The sequence below is a fragment of the Calothrix sp. PCC 7507 genome, assembly GCF_000316575.1.
Lineage (GTDB): Bacteria > Cyanobacteriota > Cyanobacteriia > Cyanobacteriales > Nostocaceae > Fortiea.
Map to the genome: position 1 here is coordinate 6,916,884 of NC_019682.1, position 19,716 is coordinate 6,936,599.

Sequence of the window (19,716 nt, forward strand, 5' to 3'; positions counted from 1 at the left end):
TTTTGGATTTCTTGCCAGGGTTCAATTAGAGGAATTCAGAATTCAGGAGTGGGAATTTAGGAGTCGGAATTCAGGAGTTAGGAGAATTTTAGGTTCTAGCCACTAGCTCCTGAATTCTTTAGTCTCAGTTATCAGGCATCACAGTGTAAGTAAAAAAGTACCACTGCTACCATCTTACCCAAGCGATGAAACTGATACTTCGACTGCGCTCAGTACAAGTAACTGATAACTGATAACTGTTCACTGTTAAAACCTTACTTCACAAACTGAGGCATAATTTCGGCAGCGGTGAATATTCCATATATGCCGCGTTGGTGCAATTGCTTACCGGCTTTGAGATAACCAAAAGCGGGGCCGCAGACATTGGCTGCCATACTGGTTTCGTCTCCTAGGGTAAAGGTATGGGTAGAAATCTTACCTTCAAAGGTACGTCCTGTCACCTTGACGTTGGTGCTGAGGGGTTTTTTGGGATTGCGGGTATCGACTACACCACTAACAGTAACGCGATCGCGTCCCACAATTCCTGCTACTTCTAACATCACATCATCAGCGTGTTCCATATTCTCTAAGGTAAGCACCCCATTAGTTTTATCTAACAATGCTTCTACCTCTACATCAGTCATCGCCCTCGCAGTTTCCACTGTATAACCAGGCATATGTCCAATGTCTTCGCGAACAGTAGCGCGATAAGCTTCCCAATTAGCAATTCCTACTCCAAAGGTAATTTCTACCTTGTGAATTTCGGCATAGCTTTGAGCTGCTAAGGCTGCAGCGGCGGTTAATAGTCCAGGTGTAGCACCGCACCCAGTCATATAAGTAATCCCCGCAGCTTCCAGTTCCTCTTTCATCGCCAGTAGCTGCTCTACCGCAGTGGTGCGCTTAATTGCATCTACTAGCACACCCCGCCAACCAGATTTGATAAACTCTTTGGCAACAGAAGGTATAAAATCATTGGGCAGATTGGGTAAAGCAAGAAAATACCCATCTACAGATTGTGTACTAGCGATTAAATCCTGAATACTGCGATTTGATAAGATACCTACTGGCTCTAAATAACCTACCGAACCTTGAGACTGGTAGGTGGCAATGCAAGCATCCGTATTTAAACCCTCAGCAGCATGAGCGTAACCCTTTTGATCTGCTGCTGCGACTAAAATCATTTCCCGTTTACCAGCAAGTACCTTAGCGGCGGCTTGTCCTAGTCCACCGAAACCTAGTACTCCGATGCGTATCGCTGGCGAAATATTGAGAGAACTTTTGACTTGTTCTGGATTCATAGTCAAGTAGTGAAGTTGAATCAACAGCTCTGAGCATGAACCATCTCAGCTTGTGGCTGATGGTTGACAGCAAAAAGCTATAGAGGATAATTATGATTCATTATCCTGGGTTATACCATTCCTAGAGCCGTTTTTTTACCAGAACTTTTTGGTTAGTGGCGCTAACGCCTATAGTAGTGATGGAAGCAATGCTTGTTGTGGCTGACACAGGGCTAACTTTGGTAAGCTTTGCCAAACGACAAATATTTACGCCACCTTACTTAATAATTCCTATGACAAATTCCCACAATCAGGTTTATCCAGTTATTTGGCAAAATAACTCAGTATCACTAATTGACCAAACCCGCTTGCCCAACGAGTATACTTTTGTGGAAATCAGCCGTAGTGAAGATATGGCACGGGCGATTAAAACAATGATTGTTCGGGGTGCGCCAGCAATTGGTGTAGCTGCAGCATACGGAATATATTTAGGGGCGCGGGAAATTGAGACAGCCAATCGTGATGAGTTTTTGGCACACTTAGAGAAAGTTGCCGAGTTGTTGCGTTCGACTCGTCCGACAGCGGTGAATTTATTTTGGGCAATTAGCCGCATGATGAGAACCGCGGATGAAAGTATTGGCACAGTAGAAGAACTCAAACAAACTCTTTTGCAAACAGCACAAAACATCAATGCTGAAGATTTGCAAACTTGTCAGGCGATCGGCGATCATGGTTTGACAGTATTGCCTGCTACCCCAGCCAAACTGACTCTATTGACTCACTGCAACGCTGGGGCGTTAGCTACGGCTGGTTATGGCACTGCTTTAGGTGTCGTGCGTTCTGCTTGGCGAGAAGGGCGTTTAGAACGAGTCTTTGCAGATGAAACCCGCCCCCGCTTGCAAGGCGCAAAACTCACTACTTGGGAGTGTGTGCAAGAAGGTATTCCTGTAACTTTAATTACCGATAATATGGCAGCCCATTGCATGAAACAGGGCTTGATTCATGCTGTAGTTGTGGGTGCTGACAGAATTGCTGCCAATGGTGATGCAGCTAATAAAATTGGCACGTATAGTTTAGCGATCGCCGCTAAAGCCCATCAAATTCCTTTCTTTGTGGCTGCACCCCTCTCTACCGTTGATTTTGAACTATCCGATGGTAGCAAAATCCCAATTGAAGAACGTAACCCAGAGGAAATATACCAAGTTGGTGAGACTATTCTCACACCTACAGGCGTAGAGTTTTATAATCCAGCCTTTGATGTGACTCCAGCCGAGTTGATTACGGCAATCATTACAGAGAATGGGGCATTTGCTCCTGGCGATTTAGCTAAGTCACAAAAAAATGCGATCGCCCAGCAAATTTAACTGTTGACTGTTGACGGTTAACAGTTAACCGTCAACAGTCAACTAATTTAAGATTGAGCTTGTGTCGCAGACTCTTCTTTATTTGCATTGCCGATGATGGTTTGAATACCATCAGCTGCTACCTGAACCTCCACTCTTTTCACTTCTCCATCCCTACCAGCAGAACCCCTAGCTCTGACATTAACCGTATTATTTAAGTTGGGATCTTTGAGTACATCGGTCTGCTCTTGAATTGAATTATTATCTAAGATAAACTTAGCCTTTACTCGCACTTGTGAAAGCGAAACATTAGTAGGTCTATTACTAATAGCATAACGAACATCTATTTTGTGACCACCACCAACATTCCGCTCTAGATTAGACAATTTCGTAATATCCACATTGAGTGGAAACTGGTTTGCACTACTTGGTGTTTTCTGAACTTGTCCCAAATTGTTAGCGTTAGCCTTACCAAGGATAAATCCATTAAAATTTCTCGTTGCAGTGGCTCTAACAAAGGCTTGCACTTTATTAACTTCTTCATCTGATTTCACGACTTTGCCAGGTGCCCTGAGTTCAACTGTGCCTTGAAGAGCAGACGAAGAAATTTCTTTTTCGTCTCTTTGTAATTCGCCATCGCGGAGTCTCACATTGAGAGTGACTTTAATTTTATTGAGTTTAAAACCTGCTGGCAAATTGCTAACTCTATAGGAAACTTTCGCTGTATGTCCACCTAAACCAACTCTTTTGAGTGCAGAAATATTAGTAACTTCTACAGGAACAGAAATAGTTTGGTTGGCTTGAGCAATTAATATGCCAGAATTTTTAGGTGATAACTGAGCTTGAGCAGGGAAAGTTACCATTGTTGTTAAAGGAGAAGCTACTACTACTGCTAAAGCTGCCAAAGATGCGATTCTATTAATCATGATTTTTTCCTTTCAATTAAGTGTTGTTTGAGTTTTTGGGTTGATTTGTGCAATCGACTAAATACTTACACGTGAGAGTTTTTGGTTTTATGCAAGTATCAGGTAGGGTGGGCACTGCCCACCAAAACACGTACTTAGTTTCAAAAATCCAATTGGACTCTTATAGCAATTCCCAATCATTATTGTGCTAAAGTTATTAGCGAGGAATTGGTAAGCGATCGATTGCAGATTTGATGACTCCAGATAATTGACGAGTTAAGTTAATATCTTGGTTAATGCGAGATTCTAGTCCCCTACTAAAGCTCCCCCCTGTAAAGAAGTCACCAAATGCCTTGATAACTGAACCGACAAGATTAGAACCTTTAATATCTGCATCTGTAATTTGAACTTTAAGTTGATTGATTTTGATCGGTTCATTAGAGTTATCTATTGTCAAAATCAGATTTAAGGTGAGTGAGTGAAACACTCTAAATGATGGATCTGGTAAAGCGGTGAGACTGACATGAAAATTTTCGTTGTTGTTAGGAATTACCAGTTTCACGCTGATCTGGTTTGAGGCTGGACCAGGAGTAACTTCTTTGACGGTAATATCTCTGAGATTGACATTTACGTCTTTAATTCTCATGCCTTTACCCACACGTTTCCCGTTGAGTTCGTCCTTAATTTTTTGTGCTGCAACACCTTTACCAAATTCTCGCCAAACAGTATCGATAGTTTGTTCAATGAGGTCAGAACGTTTCAAGATAAACTGGATTGCTGCTGGATAGTTTTTAATAGGTGTAGGAGCAGGTTGAGGATTTGGTCTGGGTTTAGGTTTTGGTCGAGGTTCGCCACTACATAGAGGTGCATCTGGTGTGCGATCGCAGTCAATTACAGCGGAGGCTGAACTGGCAAAACTAGTTGTAGCGATCGCACTTAAAAGAGCAAGTGAGAAAGCACGTTTTAACATTTGAAAAATCTCCTTTGTGTTGTCTCTAAAAACTTACACGTTACATTTTTTTGGTTTATGCACTCTGGAAGTGAGGAACTACAAAAATTTTTTGTAGTCTGGAAAAGTGGGTATAAAGCTTGCTGTAATAAATATGAACAAAATTAAGCTCACCCTATTAGCTGTCTTGACAGTCAGTTGTTCTCTCATCGGACTGTACGCTCTCAAAAATCATCGACAGCTACTCCCAGCAGTGACTCCAGCAGCAAAATCTAGTAAACTTCCTGTCTCGCGCCTCAAACCCGAAGTACTCAAACAATTTCTCGATCGCCAAGATATCAACTCTGCAATCAAGTACGTCGAACTGGGATGGAAACAGCAGTATGAGGAATATCTCCAAGAAAAACTTCCTAGCAATCAACTAGTCGCAGCCACAGAAATTAGTCTGATCTTAAATAGCACTTACCAGCGAACTGGTAAAAAAACAGCCCTGATTTACGCAGTACCCACCGCTAACCACCTGGAGTTAATTTTGGTGACACCAGGAAAACCACCTATCCACAAACGGATCACTGCAGCAAAAAAAGATATTTTGTTGAAATTAGTTCGTAAATTCCGCACCAATATTGTCAACTCTGATTCCCAATCCCAAGACTATCTCAGTGATGCTAGACAACTATATGCATGGATGCTGGCTCCTTTAGAGTCTGCACTGCAAGCTCAAGGAATTGACAATTTGATATTTTGTTTAGGAGGAGGACTGCGTACTGTTCCCTTAGCTGCAATCCATGATGGTAAACAATTTCTAGTTGAAAAATATAGTTTGGGAATAATTCCCGCATTTAATTTGTTAGATTATCAACCCGCTAACATTACCCAAACGCAAGTCTTGGCAATGGGAGCATCAAAGTTTCAAAATCAATCTTCCTTACCTGCTGTACCAGTAGAAATAGTTAGTATTACGAGTAATCCTTGGCAAGGAAAATCTTTGCTAAATCAGGATTTCACCTTAGCAAATCTCAAAGCACAGCGTGCTATTTATCCCTTTGGAATTGTGCATTTAGCTACACATGCAGAATTTTCTCCTGGTGCTGTGGAGCAATCTTATATCCAGTTTTGGGATACACAAATCCGTTTGAATCAACTCAAAACTTTGGAATTGTCCCAACCCCCAGTACAATTACTAGTGTTGAGTGCTTGTCGTACTGCTCTTGGTGATCCTCAGGCTGAGTTGGGTTTTGCTGGTTTGGCTGTCCAATCTGGAGCAAAAGCTGTTGTTGCTAGTCTTTGGTCTGTTAATGATGCGGGAACCCTAGCCTTAATGTCTCAATTTTACCGCCAACTCAAAGTTACTTCTATCAAAGCAGAAGCTCTGCGGCAAACTCAAATTGCCATGCTCAAACAGCAAGTCACTTTAAAGAATAATCCTGCAATTCGTGGAGTTAATTCTCTGCCATCAGAGCTTGTTGCTCTCGATAGCCGTAAGTTATCTCATCCTTATTATTGGGCTGGATTTACTTTAATTGGTAATCCTTGGTAAAATTTGAAATTTTGAATTTTTTATGCATCCGCGTCAAAATATCATCACAATTTTTTCCACATTTTTACGATTTGAGGCTGATAGATTGAGTGGTTGGGCAACTGATGCTCAACTACATCGCAGTATGAAAGCTTGTTTAAATTATGTGCCGCAAGCTGAAAGTAACGAAAATTTTTGGGCGGTTTATTGGCACAAGTCCTGGCAAAAAGGCGAAAAGAGAGAACTGGCTTTAGGACATATGTCTGCTTATCTGCAAGAATCATGTTATTGGACTGTACAAAAATTGATGCCACGCTTGCAAGAGTCAAATGATAGGATATCCGACTTTTTCCAAATTGCGATCGCATCTGTTCCTAAAATCCTGAAAGCTGGCGATCCCGATGCAAACGGTAGTGTTAAAGCCTATGCTAGCAATGCTTTTGGTAACATCATTCGAGATTATTTGCGGCAAAAGCGAGAAGTGGATTTTTGCAACAATTGGGGTTTATTACTCAAAATCAGTCGCAAACTGTTAACAGAATCTCTACAAAATACTGGATTTGATGCCATAACTATTGAATATTACCTATTAGCTTGGACTTGTTTTGAAAGTATTTATCTACCACGAAAAACCCCAAATTTACGGCAAACTACTGCACCTGAACCCAGCACTTGGAAAGCAATAGCAGATAGTTATAACCAGATGCGTCATCAACTCACCTCCCCTGGTGCAGAATGTACAAAAGAAACCCTAGAACGCTGGTTAACAGACTGTGGTAATCAAGTCCGTAAATATTTATATCCAACTATAAAATCTCTCAATGCTGCTAAACTAGGACAAGAAGAAGGAGAATTACAGGATGAACTAATAGATCCGCTACAGGAATCTTTATTAACAGAATTAATTCAAAAAGAAGAACAATCTGTACGTCTCGATCAAAAAAATAAAATAAATACACTTTTAGCAGCAGCAATCAAAAAACTCGATCCTTCAGTCCAAAAACTGTTACAACTTTATTACCAACAAGGTTTTACACAACAGCAAATTGCCCAAGAATTAGGAATACAACAATACACTATCTCTCGCAAACTATCAAAGACACGGGAATCATTACTATTAACACTAACCCGCTGGAGTCAAGAAACGCTGCATATTTCCGTAACTTCCGACGTGGTTAAGTATATCAGCACAATATTAGAGGAATGGTTGCAGTCTTACTACAGCTAGATATGTCGCGTCCCCATAAATCCCAATTTCAAATCCCATGACTTTCTTATCTGATATCTCCACCCAATTAGAGTTTCCAATCTCTACTGCATTATCACAGCAATCTTGGCAGCAAAGTCAATCACAATCCACAGCGAAAGCACAATGGAATAATTATTTGAACCAGATTTGTCTACAAACCTTTCTCCCTTGGTTACAAGCTGAATACGCACCACAAGCAAGTGTTTGGTTAAACGAGACATTGCTACCTAATTTTTGGTCAGTAGTTAACGGCACTGCTTTAATTTGGGGGAACAAGCGGCTTATACTATTACCTGATAAATCCCTTGATAGTAGTGAATTGCGAATTCCTCAAGAATGGGTAGATATTCCCGCTTGGCTGGGAGATTATTATTTAGCAGTTCAAATTAATCCAGAAGAATTAATCATGCGAGTGTGGGGATACACTACCCACAAAGAGATAAAAAGAATAGGTAGCTATGATCATAGTGATAGAAGTTATAGCCTTGATGCCCAAGAAATAATTCCAGATATCAATGTTTTATGGGTGGTAAGTCAACTTAATCCGGATGAACCAACTCGTTTTCCTGTTCCTCATCTATCTCCTATCGCAGCAACACAAGCAGAAAATTTATTGCAAAGATTAGCGAATCTAGAGATTATTCAACCCAGGTTAGAATTACCATTTCATTTATGGGGGGCATTAATTAGTGATGAACATTGGTTACACAGCCTTTATCAATTACGTCAGGGAGAATTGTCTAACGATATCACAACAATTAAAATAGCAACAAATCTTAGTCAGTGGCTGCAAAATACTTTTGAAGCTAGTTGGCAATCTGTAGAAACTTTATTGGGTAGAGATGCTAGTTTAGGCTTTAGCTTTAGGCAAATATCAGCGCAAAATGAAGCAATTATCAAAAGGGTAAAATCTCTTAGTTTACCCAATCAGGAAGTATTTTTAGTGTTGGGATTAGACACAGAAACAGATGGGCGTATTGGTATTCGCATACAATTGCGTAGTCAAAGCCAAGATGAATATTTACCACTAGAACTTAGTTTAAATTTGCTCTCATCTTCAGGACAAATTATTCAATCAATTCAATCGCGGATGACTGATAATCTTATGCAATTGAAGAGATTTAAAAGTAATGTCGGCACTCAATTTAGTATTCAAATAGAAGTTAATAATTTTGTAATTACAGAGAATTTTGTAATTTGATTGACATAGACCAAAGTTTTTCAATTTTTACTTGATAGGTGCTTGCAGTAATTCAATATCTCGGATTAAAAGTATCCCCGCAGTCTCAAATTGAACGCTTATTTGAATTTTGACAGGTTCTGTTCCTTTCTGAAAATGAGCGCGTGTCTCATAAAGCCAAAAATCATCAGTTTGAGAAACACCTTTAGACCAACTTTTTGTCCATTTTCCCTTTAAGCCTAAACTTATATTAATTGATTTTTCTGAATTTAAGGCTTTTGCATAAAACCGACAAGCTAGAACACATTCTTGAACTTCGGGTTCTGGTATTTCAAATAAAATGACATTTCGTAGAGGTTCTGTAGTACTTAAAAATTGCTGATTACGATCATCTTTATATGCTTCTATCTGTAAGTTCTCTCCAACAATTACAATACCTCCTTTTGTGACTGTTGGTTCTGCGATCGCAAATTTACGAATCAGGGTAAATGGTTCTCCAGGTTCAGGAACAGCCAGACGTTTCTCTAGTTCTTCAACAGCTTCCTTAATTTTAGAGACGGCAAAATCTTTCAGATTGTTAAATAACTCGTCAAACATGGCAAAATTTCCTCAAAGATACTCATACTCAGCTAAAACACATCTAAATTGTATAATCACTCGTAAAGTTTGTTGACCGTTAACAGTTGACAGTCAACAGTCAACATTTCGACAAAGCTTCAGTGCATCACCGTTAACAGCTAGCACAACAAGATATGTAAATTAAATGTGTAACAGCTTATCTACTCTCAAACCAAACTTCTAAATCAACAACTTCATTAAAATCTAATAAAGCCTCACCTAAATCCTCCAATGCATCAAAAGATAAACCCTGAATCCGTTCTTGCAGTTCAGGAGATAGCGCACCAACACGACGGTTAATTTGACGTGTAATCAATGCTGCTTCTCGCTGTCTTCCTTGTTCTACTCCCTGTTCGATACCTTCTTCCATCCAGCTAGTAACGATTTGCATAACTTCCTCCTGCTGTCTTGGTTCAATCGTAGCAAGTTGTGATTCAAAGAGTGCCTGTTCTTCGGTATTCAGTTTTATGTAGGTATCAATAAAACCAGAAATTAATTGTATTTGTGCAGGGTTAAGTCCTAAGCTAGCAAGTAGTTGCAGCGATGCAAGCTTTGCTATAGGTCTTTCTTGAGTGTTAATCTGCATTTTTGCCATCAAGGCGCTGGCTACGGGATTTTGCTGATTGATAAAATCTCGCCATTGTAATTGATTTAACTGCACAACTTCGTAATTAAATTCCAAAATTCTCTTATTAGGAAAATCAATGCAATATGAATTTGGTTCTGGTGTGGTGGGTGTATCGTGGGAATAAATCACAATGGGATATATCGGGAGTGTATACTTTTCGTGTAACCGCGCAAAGTAGTTGAACATTCTCCGCTCAAAATCAGTTTGAGAATAAGATTGGTGTTCGATGTGGATAATAAATAATGTATCTTGATTTCTAAATGCGGCTTTGGCTGCAATATCAAGGATTTTTTTCTTTCCCTCGGTAACGTCGGTGAAGATTTCTTGCGGTAGAAACTCTATTGAGTCACGTTCCCAATATGCGCTGACTGCTGGGAAAAATAACTCGATAAACTCAGGAAAAAAGTTAGAGAGGAGTTCTTTAAATAAGCGATCGTGGTCAATCATTGGGAAGTTTTATCGGATTTTGTATTGCAAATTATTATAATATCAATTCTACATAGTTTGGAAAATACATATAGATTTGAACATTAACGACAATATCAGGGTTTTACCGTGCATTGCCCACCCTACTTGTATTACAAAATTAAATCAAAGTCTAATTTTAAATAACATGCACATTCTTGTGGTTTTAAACTTAGGAAAAGGAGACTTACAACATGGCTTTCCATCGGTGACAGCGCAACTTTGGGAAGCAGAAAAACTGACTCCAATGCAATTCACTGGAAGGTTGCCTGCAATGCCAAGACTCGATATTCTTTATCAGCATTGGCAATTATTATATGAATCTCTATATAGTCATCTTGCTTGGCGACGAACTCAAATAGTATATCCAGAATTTGAAATTGATGAAGATGATAGCGAAATTACTCATTTTTCTCATACTGAATTCCAGGAAGTATGTGGGGAATTAAAAACCCTATTTAATCATTGGTTAAGTGCAGATAGTTTTCTTAACATTGACCGCAAATTACGTACTCAATTAACACCAAAAGATGAAATTCATTTGGTCATTGTTGCGGAAAATTCCCAGGTTTTGAAATTGCCTTGGTGTTTGTGGGATTTTTTATCTGATTATCCGCAATCTGAAATTGCTTTGAGTCCTCCAGAATATGCTCGTTCTTTAAAATTAGCTATAAATAAAGCGAAAAAGAAAGTTAAGATTTTGTGTGTTTTAGGTAATAGTAGTGATATTAATGTTAGCCAAGATCAACAAATATTAGAAAAGCTGCCGGATGGAGATGTTAAATTTTTAGTGGAACCGACATCGCCAGAACTCAATGAAAATCTTTGGCAATCTGAATGGGATATTTTATTTTTTGCGGGACACAGTTCAAGTCAAGATAAAGGATGTATCCAAATTAATTCGACAGAGAGTCTGACAATTGACCAATTAAAATATGGTTTAAAAAAAGCAATATCCAACGGTTTAAAGTTGGCAATTTTTAACTCTTGTGATGGCTTGGGTTTAGCGCAGGATTTGGCAGATTTACATTTACCGCAAGTGATTGTGATGCGGGAACCTGTTCCTGACAGAGTCGCGCAAGAATTTTTGAAAAGCTTTCTTAGCGCTTTTGCTGGGGGTGAATCTCTTTATATATCTGTGCGAGAAGCACGGGAAAAGTTGCAAGGTTTGGAGGGGGAATTTCCCTGTGCGGCTTGGCTACCAGTAATTTGTCAAAATCCTGCGGAAATACCTTCTGCTTGGTGGGAATGGTGCGGTAAGCAAAATTCTGTGCGTTTGTTACCCAATCGCCGAGAATTGCGGAGAATTTTTGTATGCAGTTTAGTGAATACTCTGTTAGTAGGGGGAATCAGGTTTTTAGGGCTACTATCTCCCTTAGAATTATGGGCTTTTGATTTGTTGATGCGATCGCGCATTCCAGAAAAACCCGATGACCGCATTCTTGTAGTAACTGTAACTCCTGAAGATGTCCAAGCACAAGGTTTAGAACCCCGCTTTGGTTCTTTATCTGACGCTACCTTGAATCGATTGCTACAAAAATTGGCAAAATCTCAACCTGCGGCGATTGGTTTGGATATCTACCGAGATTATCCCAGCCAAAAACCAGAACTAGCCAAGCAATTACAGCAAAATCAGCGTTTGATTGGCATTTGCAAGCGTCCAGATATCAAAGATGATCCTACAGGCACTTTACCACCACCAGAGATTGCTGAAGCCAGGCTAGGATTTAGCGATTTTGTTCAGGATAACGACGGCGTTGTGCGGCGTCATCTATTATTTATGACACCCAATACTATTTCCCGTTGTACCGCTAGCTACGCATTTAGTACGTTACTAGCATTTCACTACTTATACGGTCGGGGAATTGCGCCAAAATTTACACAAGATAATAATCTGCAACTCGGTAATCAAATATTTCCATCTATCGCCAGTCGCACAGGTGGGTATCAAAGTGTGGATGCTGGAGGTAGCCAAATACTGCTAAACTATCGTGCTATGGTTAACCCCCAGACGATCGCTCAACAAGTTTCCCTCAAGGATATTTTTAGCGATCGCGTTAATCCCAAAGCCATCCAAAATCGGATCATCTTAATTGGTGTCGTAGATCGCAGCGTCGGTGATTATTGGGCTACCCCTTGGGGTGCAGGTTCCTCAGATAAAATTCCTGGCGTGCTGGTTCACGCACACATGATTAGCCAAATCCTTAGTGCTGTTTTAGACCAAAGACCCCTATTGTGGGTTTGGACTGGCTGGGGAGAAATCCTCTGGATTGGCGTTTGGTCGGTTGTTGGTGGTGTAGTTGCTTGGCGATGCTCTAAATTGTTAATTATGAGTGCGATCGTCGTTACTTCAGAAATTACACTAGTTTTTTGCTGTTGGATATTACTAAATGTTGGCGGTTGGGTACCTCTGCTTGCACCTGTGGTTAGCTTGTTGTTAGCGAATGGTACGGTTTTTTATCATCAGTATTTAACAGCTAAAACTCAAGATTCACGTTATTGAGTCATTGAGGACGAGGAAACCCCGCCCCTACAAAAAACTGTACTTCAATTGGTATAAGAATTACAAATTAAGCATAACGATACTAGCTGTTCATGTTAAGTAAATAATCAACACATGACCCATTGGATGCTAAAAATGGCAAGAACTACAGAGACTAATCCTCAGAGGATCTTGTGGCTGCAAGTTGGAGGTTTAGCCACAATACAGGGAGCAATTACCCTTTGTTGGGTGATTTATAACTTCTACATACCCCAATTACTAGTAGAAATCGGCTTCTCACGGGATTTAGCAATTGGGTTGGTGGTTGTGGAAAATGCCTTGGCGATTGGCATGGAACCTTTAATGGGTGGACTTTCAGACAAAGCCAGGCGTTGGACAGCTAGTCGTTTTCCGTTTATCTCCGCAGGTGTGATTCTCTCATCAGCGTTATTTATTGTAATTCCATCATTAGTAACGTTTCTCCCGCCAACGGACGCTACACGGTGGATTTTTTTGTTTGTGGTAGTTGGCTGGGCTTTGGCGATGACGGTGTTTCGCAGTCCGGCGATCGTTTTATTAGGAAGATGTGCAGCCAAACCAGAATTACCTTTAGCAGCAAGTTTGCTAACTTTGGTAGGGGGAATAATTAGCGCATTTCGACCAATTAGTAATAATTTGCTCCTCAGTTTAGGGGCAGTTTTTACCTTTAGTTTCGGGTCATTTGTTTTGCTGGCTGCTGCTTTTGTCTTGCGATTTGTCACGCCACCAGAAAAACCCGTCAATCCCACAATTGAAACACCGAATTTATCAGAACAATTGCCACGGGCATTAGCTATTCTTTTAGGAAGTGGTTTTGGCATAGCTTGCGGTTCCCGATTACTAATGGACGTTTTAGGAAAGCTACTGAAGATAGAATTAAATACTGATAATATTGATGGCATGATGTTTGTGATTAGCATCTCATTAGCATTTGCTGCTTTGCCAGCAGGTGTATTTGCTACTAAAATTGGCAACCGCAAAGCGATAGTTTGGAGTATTTGTGCCATCTCAATATTGATAATATCTATGTTATTTGCCGGGGCAAAACTGCCTTTAATTATCATGATTATTGGTGCGTTTAGTTTGATAATTAACGGTGCAATTCCCTTTGCATTGTCTCTAGTATTTCCAGAGAGGTCTGGTGTAGCCTTGGGAACATATTTCGGGGGTGGAGCGTTAGCGGGAGCTTTACTACCAATATTTTTACCAGAATTGCCTAATTTGTCACCTATATCTGAAGGTTTTATGAGTAGTGTAGCGTTTTTGATCACAGGTGCATGTGTGACTGCTAGTCGCACTATTAATCAGGCTCAATCAATAAATAATGATGACTGATACTTCGACTACGCTCAGTACAAGTAACTGTTGACTGATAACTGATATGACTAAATCGCAATTTTATATCCAAATAATTAAGGGTGCTGCTATCATCGCACTCTGTGCAAGTTGTTCTCTAAATAATAGAGAACAAATAACTGCTGGACTTCCTGATTCAACAGCAATAAAATTTGCACCGCCGCCACCACCAACTAGTCGCGGTGAACCTACGGGAAGAGCGCAAGGAGGCGCAGGGAGGGGTTGTGAACCAACAGCATTAGTACCATTGACTAAATCTACTGATGGTGAATTATTGTGGGGTTTAACTGTTGCGGAACGTCCAACTTTTTGGTTTGGCTTACCCAGGAATTTAACAACTAAAGATGCGATCGCATTTGTTCTACGAGATGAGTTGGGTAAAGAAGTTTATCAAACTATGTTCAAAACTTTACAAACACCACAAGGTGTTGTGAATTTTGCTATGCCTAAAAAAGTGCCACCTTTAAAAATTGGTAAACTTTATGGTTGGTCTTTCTCTATCTACTGCGATTTTCAAACTGTCGAAGATAAACCAGGAACAGTTCAAGGTAAGATTCAACGAGTCCCGATTTCTGCAACGCTGAAAAATCAACTAGTAAATGCTAAAACACCTGAAGCACAAGCAATTATTTACGCCAAAAATGGTATTTGGTTTGATGCTTTGACAACTCTGGGAGTCGATATGCGCGGGGGAAAAGAAAAAGCGATCGCCTCAACTTGGGATGATTTACTACACCAGGTGAATTTAGAAAAAGTCGCCTCACTTCCCATTGTTCCCTGTTGTAACCAGACGCAATCATCAAATTAGAGAAAAAAGTAGCAAAACACCAGAAGTACATAAAATAGAAGCAATGGACACTTGTGTCCAATTCTTTAATAGAATTCAGCATCAAATTTCTGAATATAGTTTTTTTGCCTCCTTCCTTGCTTTTGTTCAATCCATAACTACATCTGCACAGAAAGGGTATAAATACGGTTGCATGAATGCCAAATCATGGCAGTAAAATTCAACAGATAAGTCCTAATTTTCTCGGATTGAAAGCTGTGAATGCTCAGTCAGATCAGCATTGACTACTGAAAATTTTGTCATGTAAACAATTGCTTTAAAAAATGACATTACTATCTATCGCTCAAAAAAGAAAAATTAAGGTTGAGTAAAAACTAGAGGATGCTTTTATGTACGGATTAGTAAATAAGGCTATTCAGGATATGGTATGTAGCCGCTTTGGTGAGGGAATTTGGCAAGAAATTAAGCAGAAAGCTGAGGTAGATGTAGACGTTTTTATTAGCATGGAAGGCTATCCCGATGACCTGACTCACAGGTTGGTGAAAGCTGCTAGTGTTATTCTAGGTTTATCTCCGGCAGATATTATGCAAGCCTTTGGGGAATTCTGGGTGCAATACACATCTGAGGAAGGCTATGGTGAGATGATTGATATGAGTGGGGAGACACTACCTGAGTTTCTAGAAAACCTTGACAATCTTCATGCTCGTGTAGGAGTCAGCTTTCCTAAACTTCAGCCGCCATCATTTGAGTGTAGTGATATGGAAGAAGGTTCTCTAAGCTTACACTATCATTCTCACAGAGAGGGACTAACTCCTATGATTCTTGGTTTGGTTAAAGGTTTAGGAACGAGATTTGATACAGAAGTTGATATTACTCAAACCCAAAGTCGGGATGATGGTGCTGAACATGATGAATTTTTAGTGAAATATAAACCACAGTAAGCTCTATATAAATGGTTCTTCCTCACCTCAACCTTTCGCCAGAATTATTTTCCAAAGCTTTTCCATTCCATTTTGTATTTAATCGGAAGGGAGAAATTTTGCAGACTGGAAATGTTTTAGAGCGTGTTAGTTCTGAACCGCTAGTTGGTAGTCAGATTGAACAGCATTTTCAGATCAAGCGTCCCAATATTCCGATTGATTTTGATACCATTAATAAAAAATGCCGCTCTCTTTTCATTTTGGAATTTCTCCATAATGGAATGCATCTTAAGGGTGAAATGCTCTATCAACAAGAGCAAGAAATTATATTTTTTCTAGGTTCTCCCTGGATTACTAATACAGCTAGCCTTGCTCCTCTGGGAATCAAACTTAAAGATTTTGCAATTCACGATCCAATTACTGATTTTCTATTTCTATTACAAGCTAAGAATACTGCTCTAGCTGATACTCAAAAATTAACTGCAGAACTCACCAAGCAACGTACAGAATTACAGAATGCGCTACAACTCAAGGATCATCTCACAATTGCTCAAACCCAGGCTCAAGAGCTAGAAAAATCCCTTAAGGAATTACAGCAAACTCAAGCTCAATTAATTCAGGCTGAGAAAATGTCTAGCCTAGGACAATTAGTTGCAGGAATCGCTCACGAAATTAATAACCCAGTTAACTTTATTTATGGTAACTTAAATTATATTAATGATTACACTCAAGACCTGATAAAGCTTGTCAAGCTTTATCAGAAGTTTTATGCAAATCCTGAACCAAAAATTCAAGATTTTATTGAAGCAATTGAGTTAGATTTTTTACTGGATGATTTGCCTAAAATTATCAATTCTATGCGAATAGGAACCGAACGTATCACAGAGATTGTCTTATCTCTGCGAAATTTCTCTCGTCTTGATGAGGCGGATATGAAAATGGTTGATATTCACCAAGGGATTGATAGTACTTTACTGATTTTACAGAGTCGGCTGAAAGAACACGCTGGTCATCCTAAAATTGAGATTGTAAAAAATTACGGAAATTTACCTTTGGTTGATTGCTATCCTGGTCAACTAAATCAAGTATTTATGAATATTATCAGTAATGCAATTGATGCATTAGATAGCTATAATAGTGAACGCTCTATCACAGAAATTCAGGCTCATCCTAGTAAAATTACAATTACTACAGAAGTTCGGGAAACACAATATGTTGCTATCCGAATTACTGATAATGGTTTAGGAATAAAAGAAACAGTTCAAGAACGACTCTTTGATCCATTTTTCACAACTAAGCCTGTGGGTAAGGGTACGGGATTGGGTTTATCAATTAGTTATAAGATAATAGTTGAAAAGCACAGAGGACATCTAAGATGTGTATCAGAACTTGGTAAGGGAACAGAGTTTTGCATTGAAATTCCTTTATCGATGAATAGTCAAGCTAATAATTATGTTCAATCAATCAGTTTAGGCGAATAAATATCCTAGATAAGTAGATGGGCATAAATAAATATAATACGTTCTGTCATTGCGTTCGCAATGGCATCTTACGTTTAATTACGCCTACCTACTTATTACGTCAAATATTGATATCGATACGTTACTAAATCCTTAAGAATGGTGCGTTACGCGAAACGCTAACGTACCCTACTGGAATGACACGACTATATTTCAAAATTCACGCATAAATCCCATAGCTGTTCGCTAGAATTTTTGAGTTTATTTAATAGATAGGACTACTATAGGAATCCGGTTTGATTATTGAAAAAATCTCCGTATCTGTAGGGTGGGCAATGCCCACCAAAACCATGATACGGTGGGCAATGCCCACCCTACCTTGAATTTTTGAATTTATTTAAAATATTGGGTTATATTTTTATCTTAACTATATTTCAAGTTAAACCAACGTATGAAAAAGTTGATTCCGACGATCGCATTAATTATTTGTTCTATCTTGATTGTCAGTTGTGGCAATTCACAAACTGATATTACTAAAGAAACTCCCAAAAATCCAGTCGAAAAAGCTCAGACGGAATCTGTACAAGAAACTTCTACAAGTTCTCAACCAAAAGCTGAAAAAACACCGAATGATGCTAACAAAGAACCCAAAATTGGGACAATTAAAGAAATGGTTAATGGCGACCTTAAATGCTATGTCACTTTAGTAGATGAAACCGGAAAAGAACATAATCTAGGTGCAGCATTTGATGTTTGTGAAAAACCAGAAACTTTTGTCAACAAAAAAGTCAGTTTAGATTATGCAATAGAGTCAGTTAGTGATTGTCAAAGTGCTGAACCTTGCGGTAAAACTAAAAAAGAATTGCTAATTACCAAAATCTTGATTTTGGGTAATAAATGAAATTAGGGCAAAATTCTATCACCAGTAATAGGATCAAACAGAAACAACCGATGCAAATCTAGTTGTAAAGAAAGGCGATCGCCTGGACGCAAACGCACATCTCCACCCACTTGCACATTCAACACCCCGGTTACACCAGGTAAAGCAGCACGAATCAAAGTTTCTCTCCCCAAAGGTTCCACCAGTTTCACTTCAACCGATAAATCTCCGCTCTCTTGTTCTAGGAGTCTTAGCGGTTCGTTAATATCAATATGTTCTGGACGAATCCCCAAATCCACACTTTGTCCCTGACGCAGTTGGAGATTTTCCAGCATATCTGGGGGAATTACTAATAACTGTCCATTGATATTAAAAGTATCATCCTGATAAATAGCAGGCAAAATATTCATGGGGGGACTACCTAAAAAAGTTGCTACCATCTGGTTAGCAGGACTTTGATAAATAGTTTGGGGGTCGCCGATTTGTTGAATTCGTCCCCTATTTAATACTACAATCTGATCAGCCAAAGTCATCGCCTCGACTTGATCGTGGGTGACATAAATAGTCGTAATTCCCAAATTTTGATGTAGCTGTTTTAATTCTGCTCTTGTATCATCTCGCAATTGGGCATCTAAATTAGACAGAGGCTCATCAAGTAAAAACACTTGTGGTTGACGGGCGATCGCCCTTCCTAATGCTACCCGCTGCTGCTGTCCCCCAGAAAGCTCTTTGGGTTTGCGATCTAGCAAGTCATCTAAAGAAAGCGATCGCGCCACACTCATCACCCGTTCTTGAATGATTTTTGGGTCAACTTTCCGCATTTGCAACCCAAAAGCGATGTTTTGGGCCACCGTCATGTGTGGATAAAGAGCGTAGTTTTGGAACACCATCGCCACATTCCGCTGTCTGGCGGGGATATTGTTTACCAAGCGATCGCCAATAAAAAGTTTACCTGATGTCGCGGTTTCCAAGCCGGCGATCGTTCGCAAAATGGTAGACTTACCGCAACCAGAAGGCCCAACCAAAACCCAAAACTCACCATCGGGAATTTCAAAAGAAATATCTTCGATCGCGGTGACGTTGTTGAATCTACGCTTAATATCTTCTAAACGAACATTTGCCATGATCCGATTTAAAATTGTAGATTTGGGACTTAATCGTCCACATGAACTGTAGGTGTAGGAGGTTGATTTTCTTGCATAATTCTGATCAAAAACCTGAGAGCCTCATTCACCGCATCAGCATTAGGAAACATCTGTGCTACGTCAGGTTCTAAACGAATTGTTGTCTGTCCAAAACTCTTTCTTCCCACGCCAAACTTTCTAACTTTTAGGCTCTTTAAGTCATACTCTGAGCGCAGATCATCTTCCATATTTTGGTTTACCCTTCTTGATAGGCTTCTCGTTCGGCTGACGTGACAACTCTCGCACTAATGAGGCGCATCGAATCTCCTCTCTCCGTATACGATACGATTAGCAAGCGTCTCTGGTTTGACTCTCCCACTATTAAGTAACGTTGTTCATCTCCAGAGTGGTCGGGATCGTAAAAGTCAACATAAAGTGGATCGTCAAAAACGGTTTTGGCTTCTGCAAACGAAACCCCATGCTTTGACAGATTTATTACCGCTTTATTTTCGTCCCACTCAAAATTCATGGAATTATTGTAACATTTTGTATCTCA

General features: G+C 39.6%; 18 protein-coding genes. 10 read left to right on the top strand and 8 right to left on the bottom strand.

The window, feature by feature from the left end; all coding sequences use genetic code 11:
• Positions 1–254: 254 nt before the first annotated feature.
• Positions 255–1,277: a hypothetical protein gene (locus CAL7507_RS29670; RefSeq protein ID WP_015132185.1), complete on the bottom strand. Its 1,023-nt coding sequence runs from the start codon at positions 1,275–1,277 to the stop codon at positions 255–257.
• 272 nt (positions 1,278–1,549) lie between these two features.
• Here CAL7507_RS29670 and mtnA point away from each other — a divergent pair, with 272 nt between their 5' ends.
• Positions 1,550–2,620 carry an S-methyl-5-thioribose-1-phosphate isomerase gene (gene mtnA, locus CAL7507_RS29675; protein ID WP_042342590.1) on the top strand — a complete coding sequence of 357 codons (1,071 nt, stop codon included), beginning with the start codon at positions 1,550–1,552 and terminating at the stop codon, positions 2,618–2,620.
• A gap of 47 nt (positions 2,621–2,667) precedes the next feature.
• Here mtnA and CAL7507_RS29680 read toward each other — a convergent pair whose 3' ends face one another.
• Both CAL7507_RS29680 and CAL7507_RS29685 read right to left on the bottom strand, forming a co-directional pair.
• Positions 2,668–3,525 (bottom strand): hypothetical protein, encoded by an 858-nt coding sequence (locus tag CAL7507_RS29680; RefSeq protein ID WP_015132187.1) that lies wholly within the window; start codon positions 3,523–3,525, stop codon positions 2,668–2,670.
• Between the two features lie 196 nt (positions 3,526–3,721).
• Positions 3,722–4,474, bottom strand: coding sequence for a hypothetical protein (locus CAL7507_RS29685; protein ID WP_015132188.1), 753 nt, complete (start codon positions 4,472–4,474; stop codon positions 3,722–3,724).
• A gap of 133 nt (positions 4,475–4,607) precedes the next feature.
• Here CAL7507_RS29685 and CAL7507_RS29690 point away from each other — a divergent pair, with 133 nt between their 5' ends.
• Genes CAL7507_RS29690 through CAL7507_RS29700 form a run of 3 tightly spaced genes read left to right on the top strand, consistent with a single transcriptional unit; the run spans position 4,608 to position 8,422 of the window.
• On the top strand, positions 4,608–5,993 hold the full coding sequence (locus CAL7507_RS29690) for a CHAT domain-containing protein (RefSeq protein WP_015132189.1): 1,386 nt from the start codon (positions 4,608–4,610) through the stop codon (positions 5,991–5,993).
• Positions 5,994–6,015: 22 nt separating this feature from the next.
• Positions 6,016–7,200 carry a sigma-70 family RNA polymerase sigma factor gene (locus CAL7507_RS29695; RefSeq protein WP_015132190.1) on the top strand — a complete coding sequence of 395 codons (1,185 nt, stop codon included), beginning with the start codon at positions 6,016–6,018 and terminating at the stop codon, positions 7,198–7,200.
• Positions 7,201–7,237: 37 nt separating this feature from the next.
• A complete protein-coding gene (locus CAL7507_RS29700; RefSeq protein ID WP_015132191.1) occupies positions 7,238–8,422 on the top strand; it encodes a DUF1822 family protein in 1,185 nt (394 codons plus the stop codon).
• A gap of 27 nt (positions 8,423–8,449) precedes the next feature.
• Here CAL7507_RS29700 and CAL7507_RS29705 read toward each other — a convergent pair whose 3' ends face one another.
• Positions 8,450–8,998: a hypothetical protein gene (locus CAL7507_RS29705; protein ID WP_015132192.1), complete on the bottom strand. Its 549-nt coding sequence runs from the start codon at positions 8,996–8,998 to the stop codon at positions 8,450–8,452.
• A gap of 178 nt (positions 8,999–9,176) precedes the next feature.
• A complete protein-coding gene (locus CAL7507_RS29710; RefSeq protein WP_015132193.1) occupies positions 9,177–10,094 on the bottom strand; it encodes a DUF4351 domain-containing protein in 918 nt (305 codons plus the stop codon).
• A 166-nt stretch (positions 10,095–10,260) separates the two neighbouring features.
• On the opposite strand from CAL7507_RS29710, the gene CAL7507_RS29715 reads away from it, so the two are divergent.
• The 6 genes from CAL7507_RS29715 (at position 10,261) to CAL7507_RS29740 (ending at position 18,057) form a co-directional block, all read left to right on the top strand.
• Positions 10,261–12,615, top strand: coding sequence for a CHASE2 domain-containing protein (locus CAL7507_RS29715; protein WP_015132194.1), 2,355 nt, complete (start codon positions 10,261–10,263; stop codon positions 12,613–12,615).
• A 135-nt stretch (positions 12,616–12,750) separates the two neighbouring features.
• On the top strand, positions 12,751–13,968 hold the full coding sequence (locus CAL7507_RS29720) for an MFS transporter (RefSeq protein ID WP_015132195.1): 1,218 nt from the start codon (positions 12,751–12,753) through the stop codon (positions 13,966–13,968).
• A 46-nt stretch (positions 13,969–14,014) separates the two neighbouring features.
• Complete coding sequence (locus tag CAL7507_RS29725; protein WP_015132196.1) at positions 14,015–14,797, top strand: DUF928 domain-containing protein; 783 nt, start codon at positions 14,015–14,017, stop codon at positions 14,795–14,797.
• Between the two features lie 368 nt (positions 14,798–15,165).
• Entirely contained in the window at positions 15,166–15,717 is a 552-nt protein-coding gene (locus CAL7507_RS29730) for a heme NO-binding domain-containing protein (RefSeq protein ID WP_015132197.1), read from the top strand.
• An 11-nt stretch (positions 15,718–15,728) separates the two neighbouring features.
• Positions 15,729–17,177: a sensor histidine kinase gene (locus CAL7507_RS29735; protein WP_015132198.1), complete on the top strand. Its 1,449-nt coding sequence runs from the start codon at positions 15,729–15,731 to the stop codon at positions 17,175–17,177.
• Positions 17,178–17,607: 430 nt separating this feature from the next.
• Entirely contained in the window at positions 17,608–18,057 is a 450-nt protein-coding gene (locus CAL7507_RS29740) for a hypothetical protein (RefSeq protein ID WP_015132199.1), read from the top strand.
• A gap of 2 nt (positions 18,058–18,059) precedes the next feature.
• On the opposite strand, the gene CAL7507_RS29745 is transcribed toward CAL7507_RS29740, so the two are convergent.
• The 3 genes from CAL7507_RS29745 to CAL7507_RS29755 are packed head-to-tail and all read right to left on the bottom strand — an operon-like array spanning position 18,060 to position 19,689.
• Positions 18,060–19,160: an ABC transporter ATP-binding protein gene (locus CAL7507_RS29745; RefSeq protein WP_015132200.1), complete on the bottom strand. Its 1,101-nt coding sequence runs from the start codon at positions 19,158–19,160 to the stop codon at positions 18,060–18,062.
• Between the two features lie 29 nt (positions 19,161–19,189).
• Positions 19,190–19,408: a hypothetical protein gene (locus tag CAL7507_RS29750; protein ID WP_015132201.1), complete on the bottom strand. Its 219-nt coding sequence runs from the start codon at positions 19,406–19,408 to the stop codon at positions 19,190–19,192.
• Between the two features lie 8 nt (positions 19,409–19,416).
• Positions 19,417–19,689, bottom strand: coding sequence for a BrnT family toxin (locus CAL7507_RS29755; RefSeq protein WP_015132202.1), 273 nt, complete (start codon positions 19,687–19,689; stop codon positions 19,417–19,419).
• Positions 19,690–19,716: the final 27 nt, after the last annotated feature.

Bases quoted from the DNA above. Each gene is read 5' to 3' on its own strand.
- CAL7507_RS29750 (WP_015132201.1), bottom strand. From the start codon at position 19,408: ATGGAAGATGATCTGCGCTCAGAGTATGACTTAAAGAGCCTAAAAGTT.
- CAL7507_RS29695 (WP_015132190.1), top strand. From the start codon at position 6,016: ATGCATCCGCGTCAAAATATCATCACAATTTTTTCCACATTTTTACGA.
- CAL7507_RS29680 (WP_015132187.1), bottom strand. From the start codon at position 3,525: ATGATTAATAGAATCGCATCTTTGGCAGCTTTAGCAGTAGTAGTAGCT.
- CAL7507_RS29730 (WP_015132197.1), top strand. From the start codon at position 15,166: ATGTACGGATTAGTAAATAAGGCTATTCAGGATATGGTATGTAGCCGC.
- mtnA (WP_042342590.1), top strand. From the start codon at position 1,550: ATGACAAATTCCCACAATCAGGTTTATCCAGTTATTTGGCAAAATAAC.
- CAL7507_RS29705 (WP_015132192.1), bottom strand. From the start codon at position 8,998: ATGTTTGACGAGTTATTTAACAATCTGAAAGATTTTGCCGTCTCTAAA.
- CAL7507_RS29720 (WP_015132195.1), top strand. From the start codon at position 12,751: ATGGCAAGAACTACAGAGACTAATCCTCAGAGGATCTTGTGGCTGCAA.
- CAL7507_RS29685 (WP_015132188.1), bottom strand. From the start codon at position 4,474: ATGTTAAAACGTGCTTTCTCACTTGCTCTTTTAAGTGCGATCGCTACA.
- CAL7507_RS29755 (WP_015132202.1), bottom strand. From the start codon at position 19,689: ATGAATTTTGAGTGGGACGAAAATAAAGCGGTAATAAATCTGTCAAAG.
- CAL7507_RS29735 (WP_015132198.1), top strand. From the start codon at position 15,729: ATGGTTCTTCCTCACCTCAACCTTTCGCCAGAATTATTTTCCAAAGCT.
- CAL7507_RS29745 (WP_015132200.1), bottom strand. From the start codon at position 19,160: ATGGCAAATGTTCGTTTAGAAGATATTAAGCGTAGATTCAACAACGTC.
- CAL7507_RS29715 (WP_015132194.1), top strand. From the start codon at position 10,261: ATGCACATTCTTGTGGTTTTAAACTTAGGAAAAGGAGACTTACAACAT.
- CAL7507_RS29690 (WP_015132189.1), top strand. From the start codon at position 4,608: ATGAACAAAATTAAGCTCACCCTATTAGCTGTCTTGACAGTCAGTTGT.
- CAL7507_RS29710 (WP_015132193.1), bottom strand. From the start codon at position 10,094: ATGATTGACCACGATCGCTTATTTAAAGAACTCCTCTCTAACTTTTTT.
- CAL7507_RS29670 (WP_015132185.1), bottom strand. From the start codon at position 1,277: ATGAATCCAGAACAAGTCAAAAGTTCTCTCAATATTTCGCCAGCGATA.
- CAL7507_RS29740 (WP_015132199.1), top strand. From the start codon at position 17,608: ATGAAAAAGTTGATTCCGACGATCGCATTAATTATTTGTTCTATCTTG.
- CAL7507_RS29700 (WP_015132191.1), top strand. From the start codon at position 7,238: ATGACTTTCTTATCTGATATCTCCACCCAATTAGAGTTTCCAATCTCT.
- CAL7507_RS29725 (WP_015132196.1), top strand. From the start codon at position 14,015: ATGACTAAATCGCAATTTTATATCCAAATAATTAAGGGTGCTGCTATC.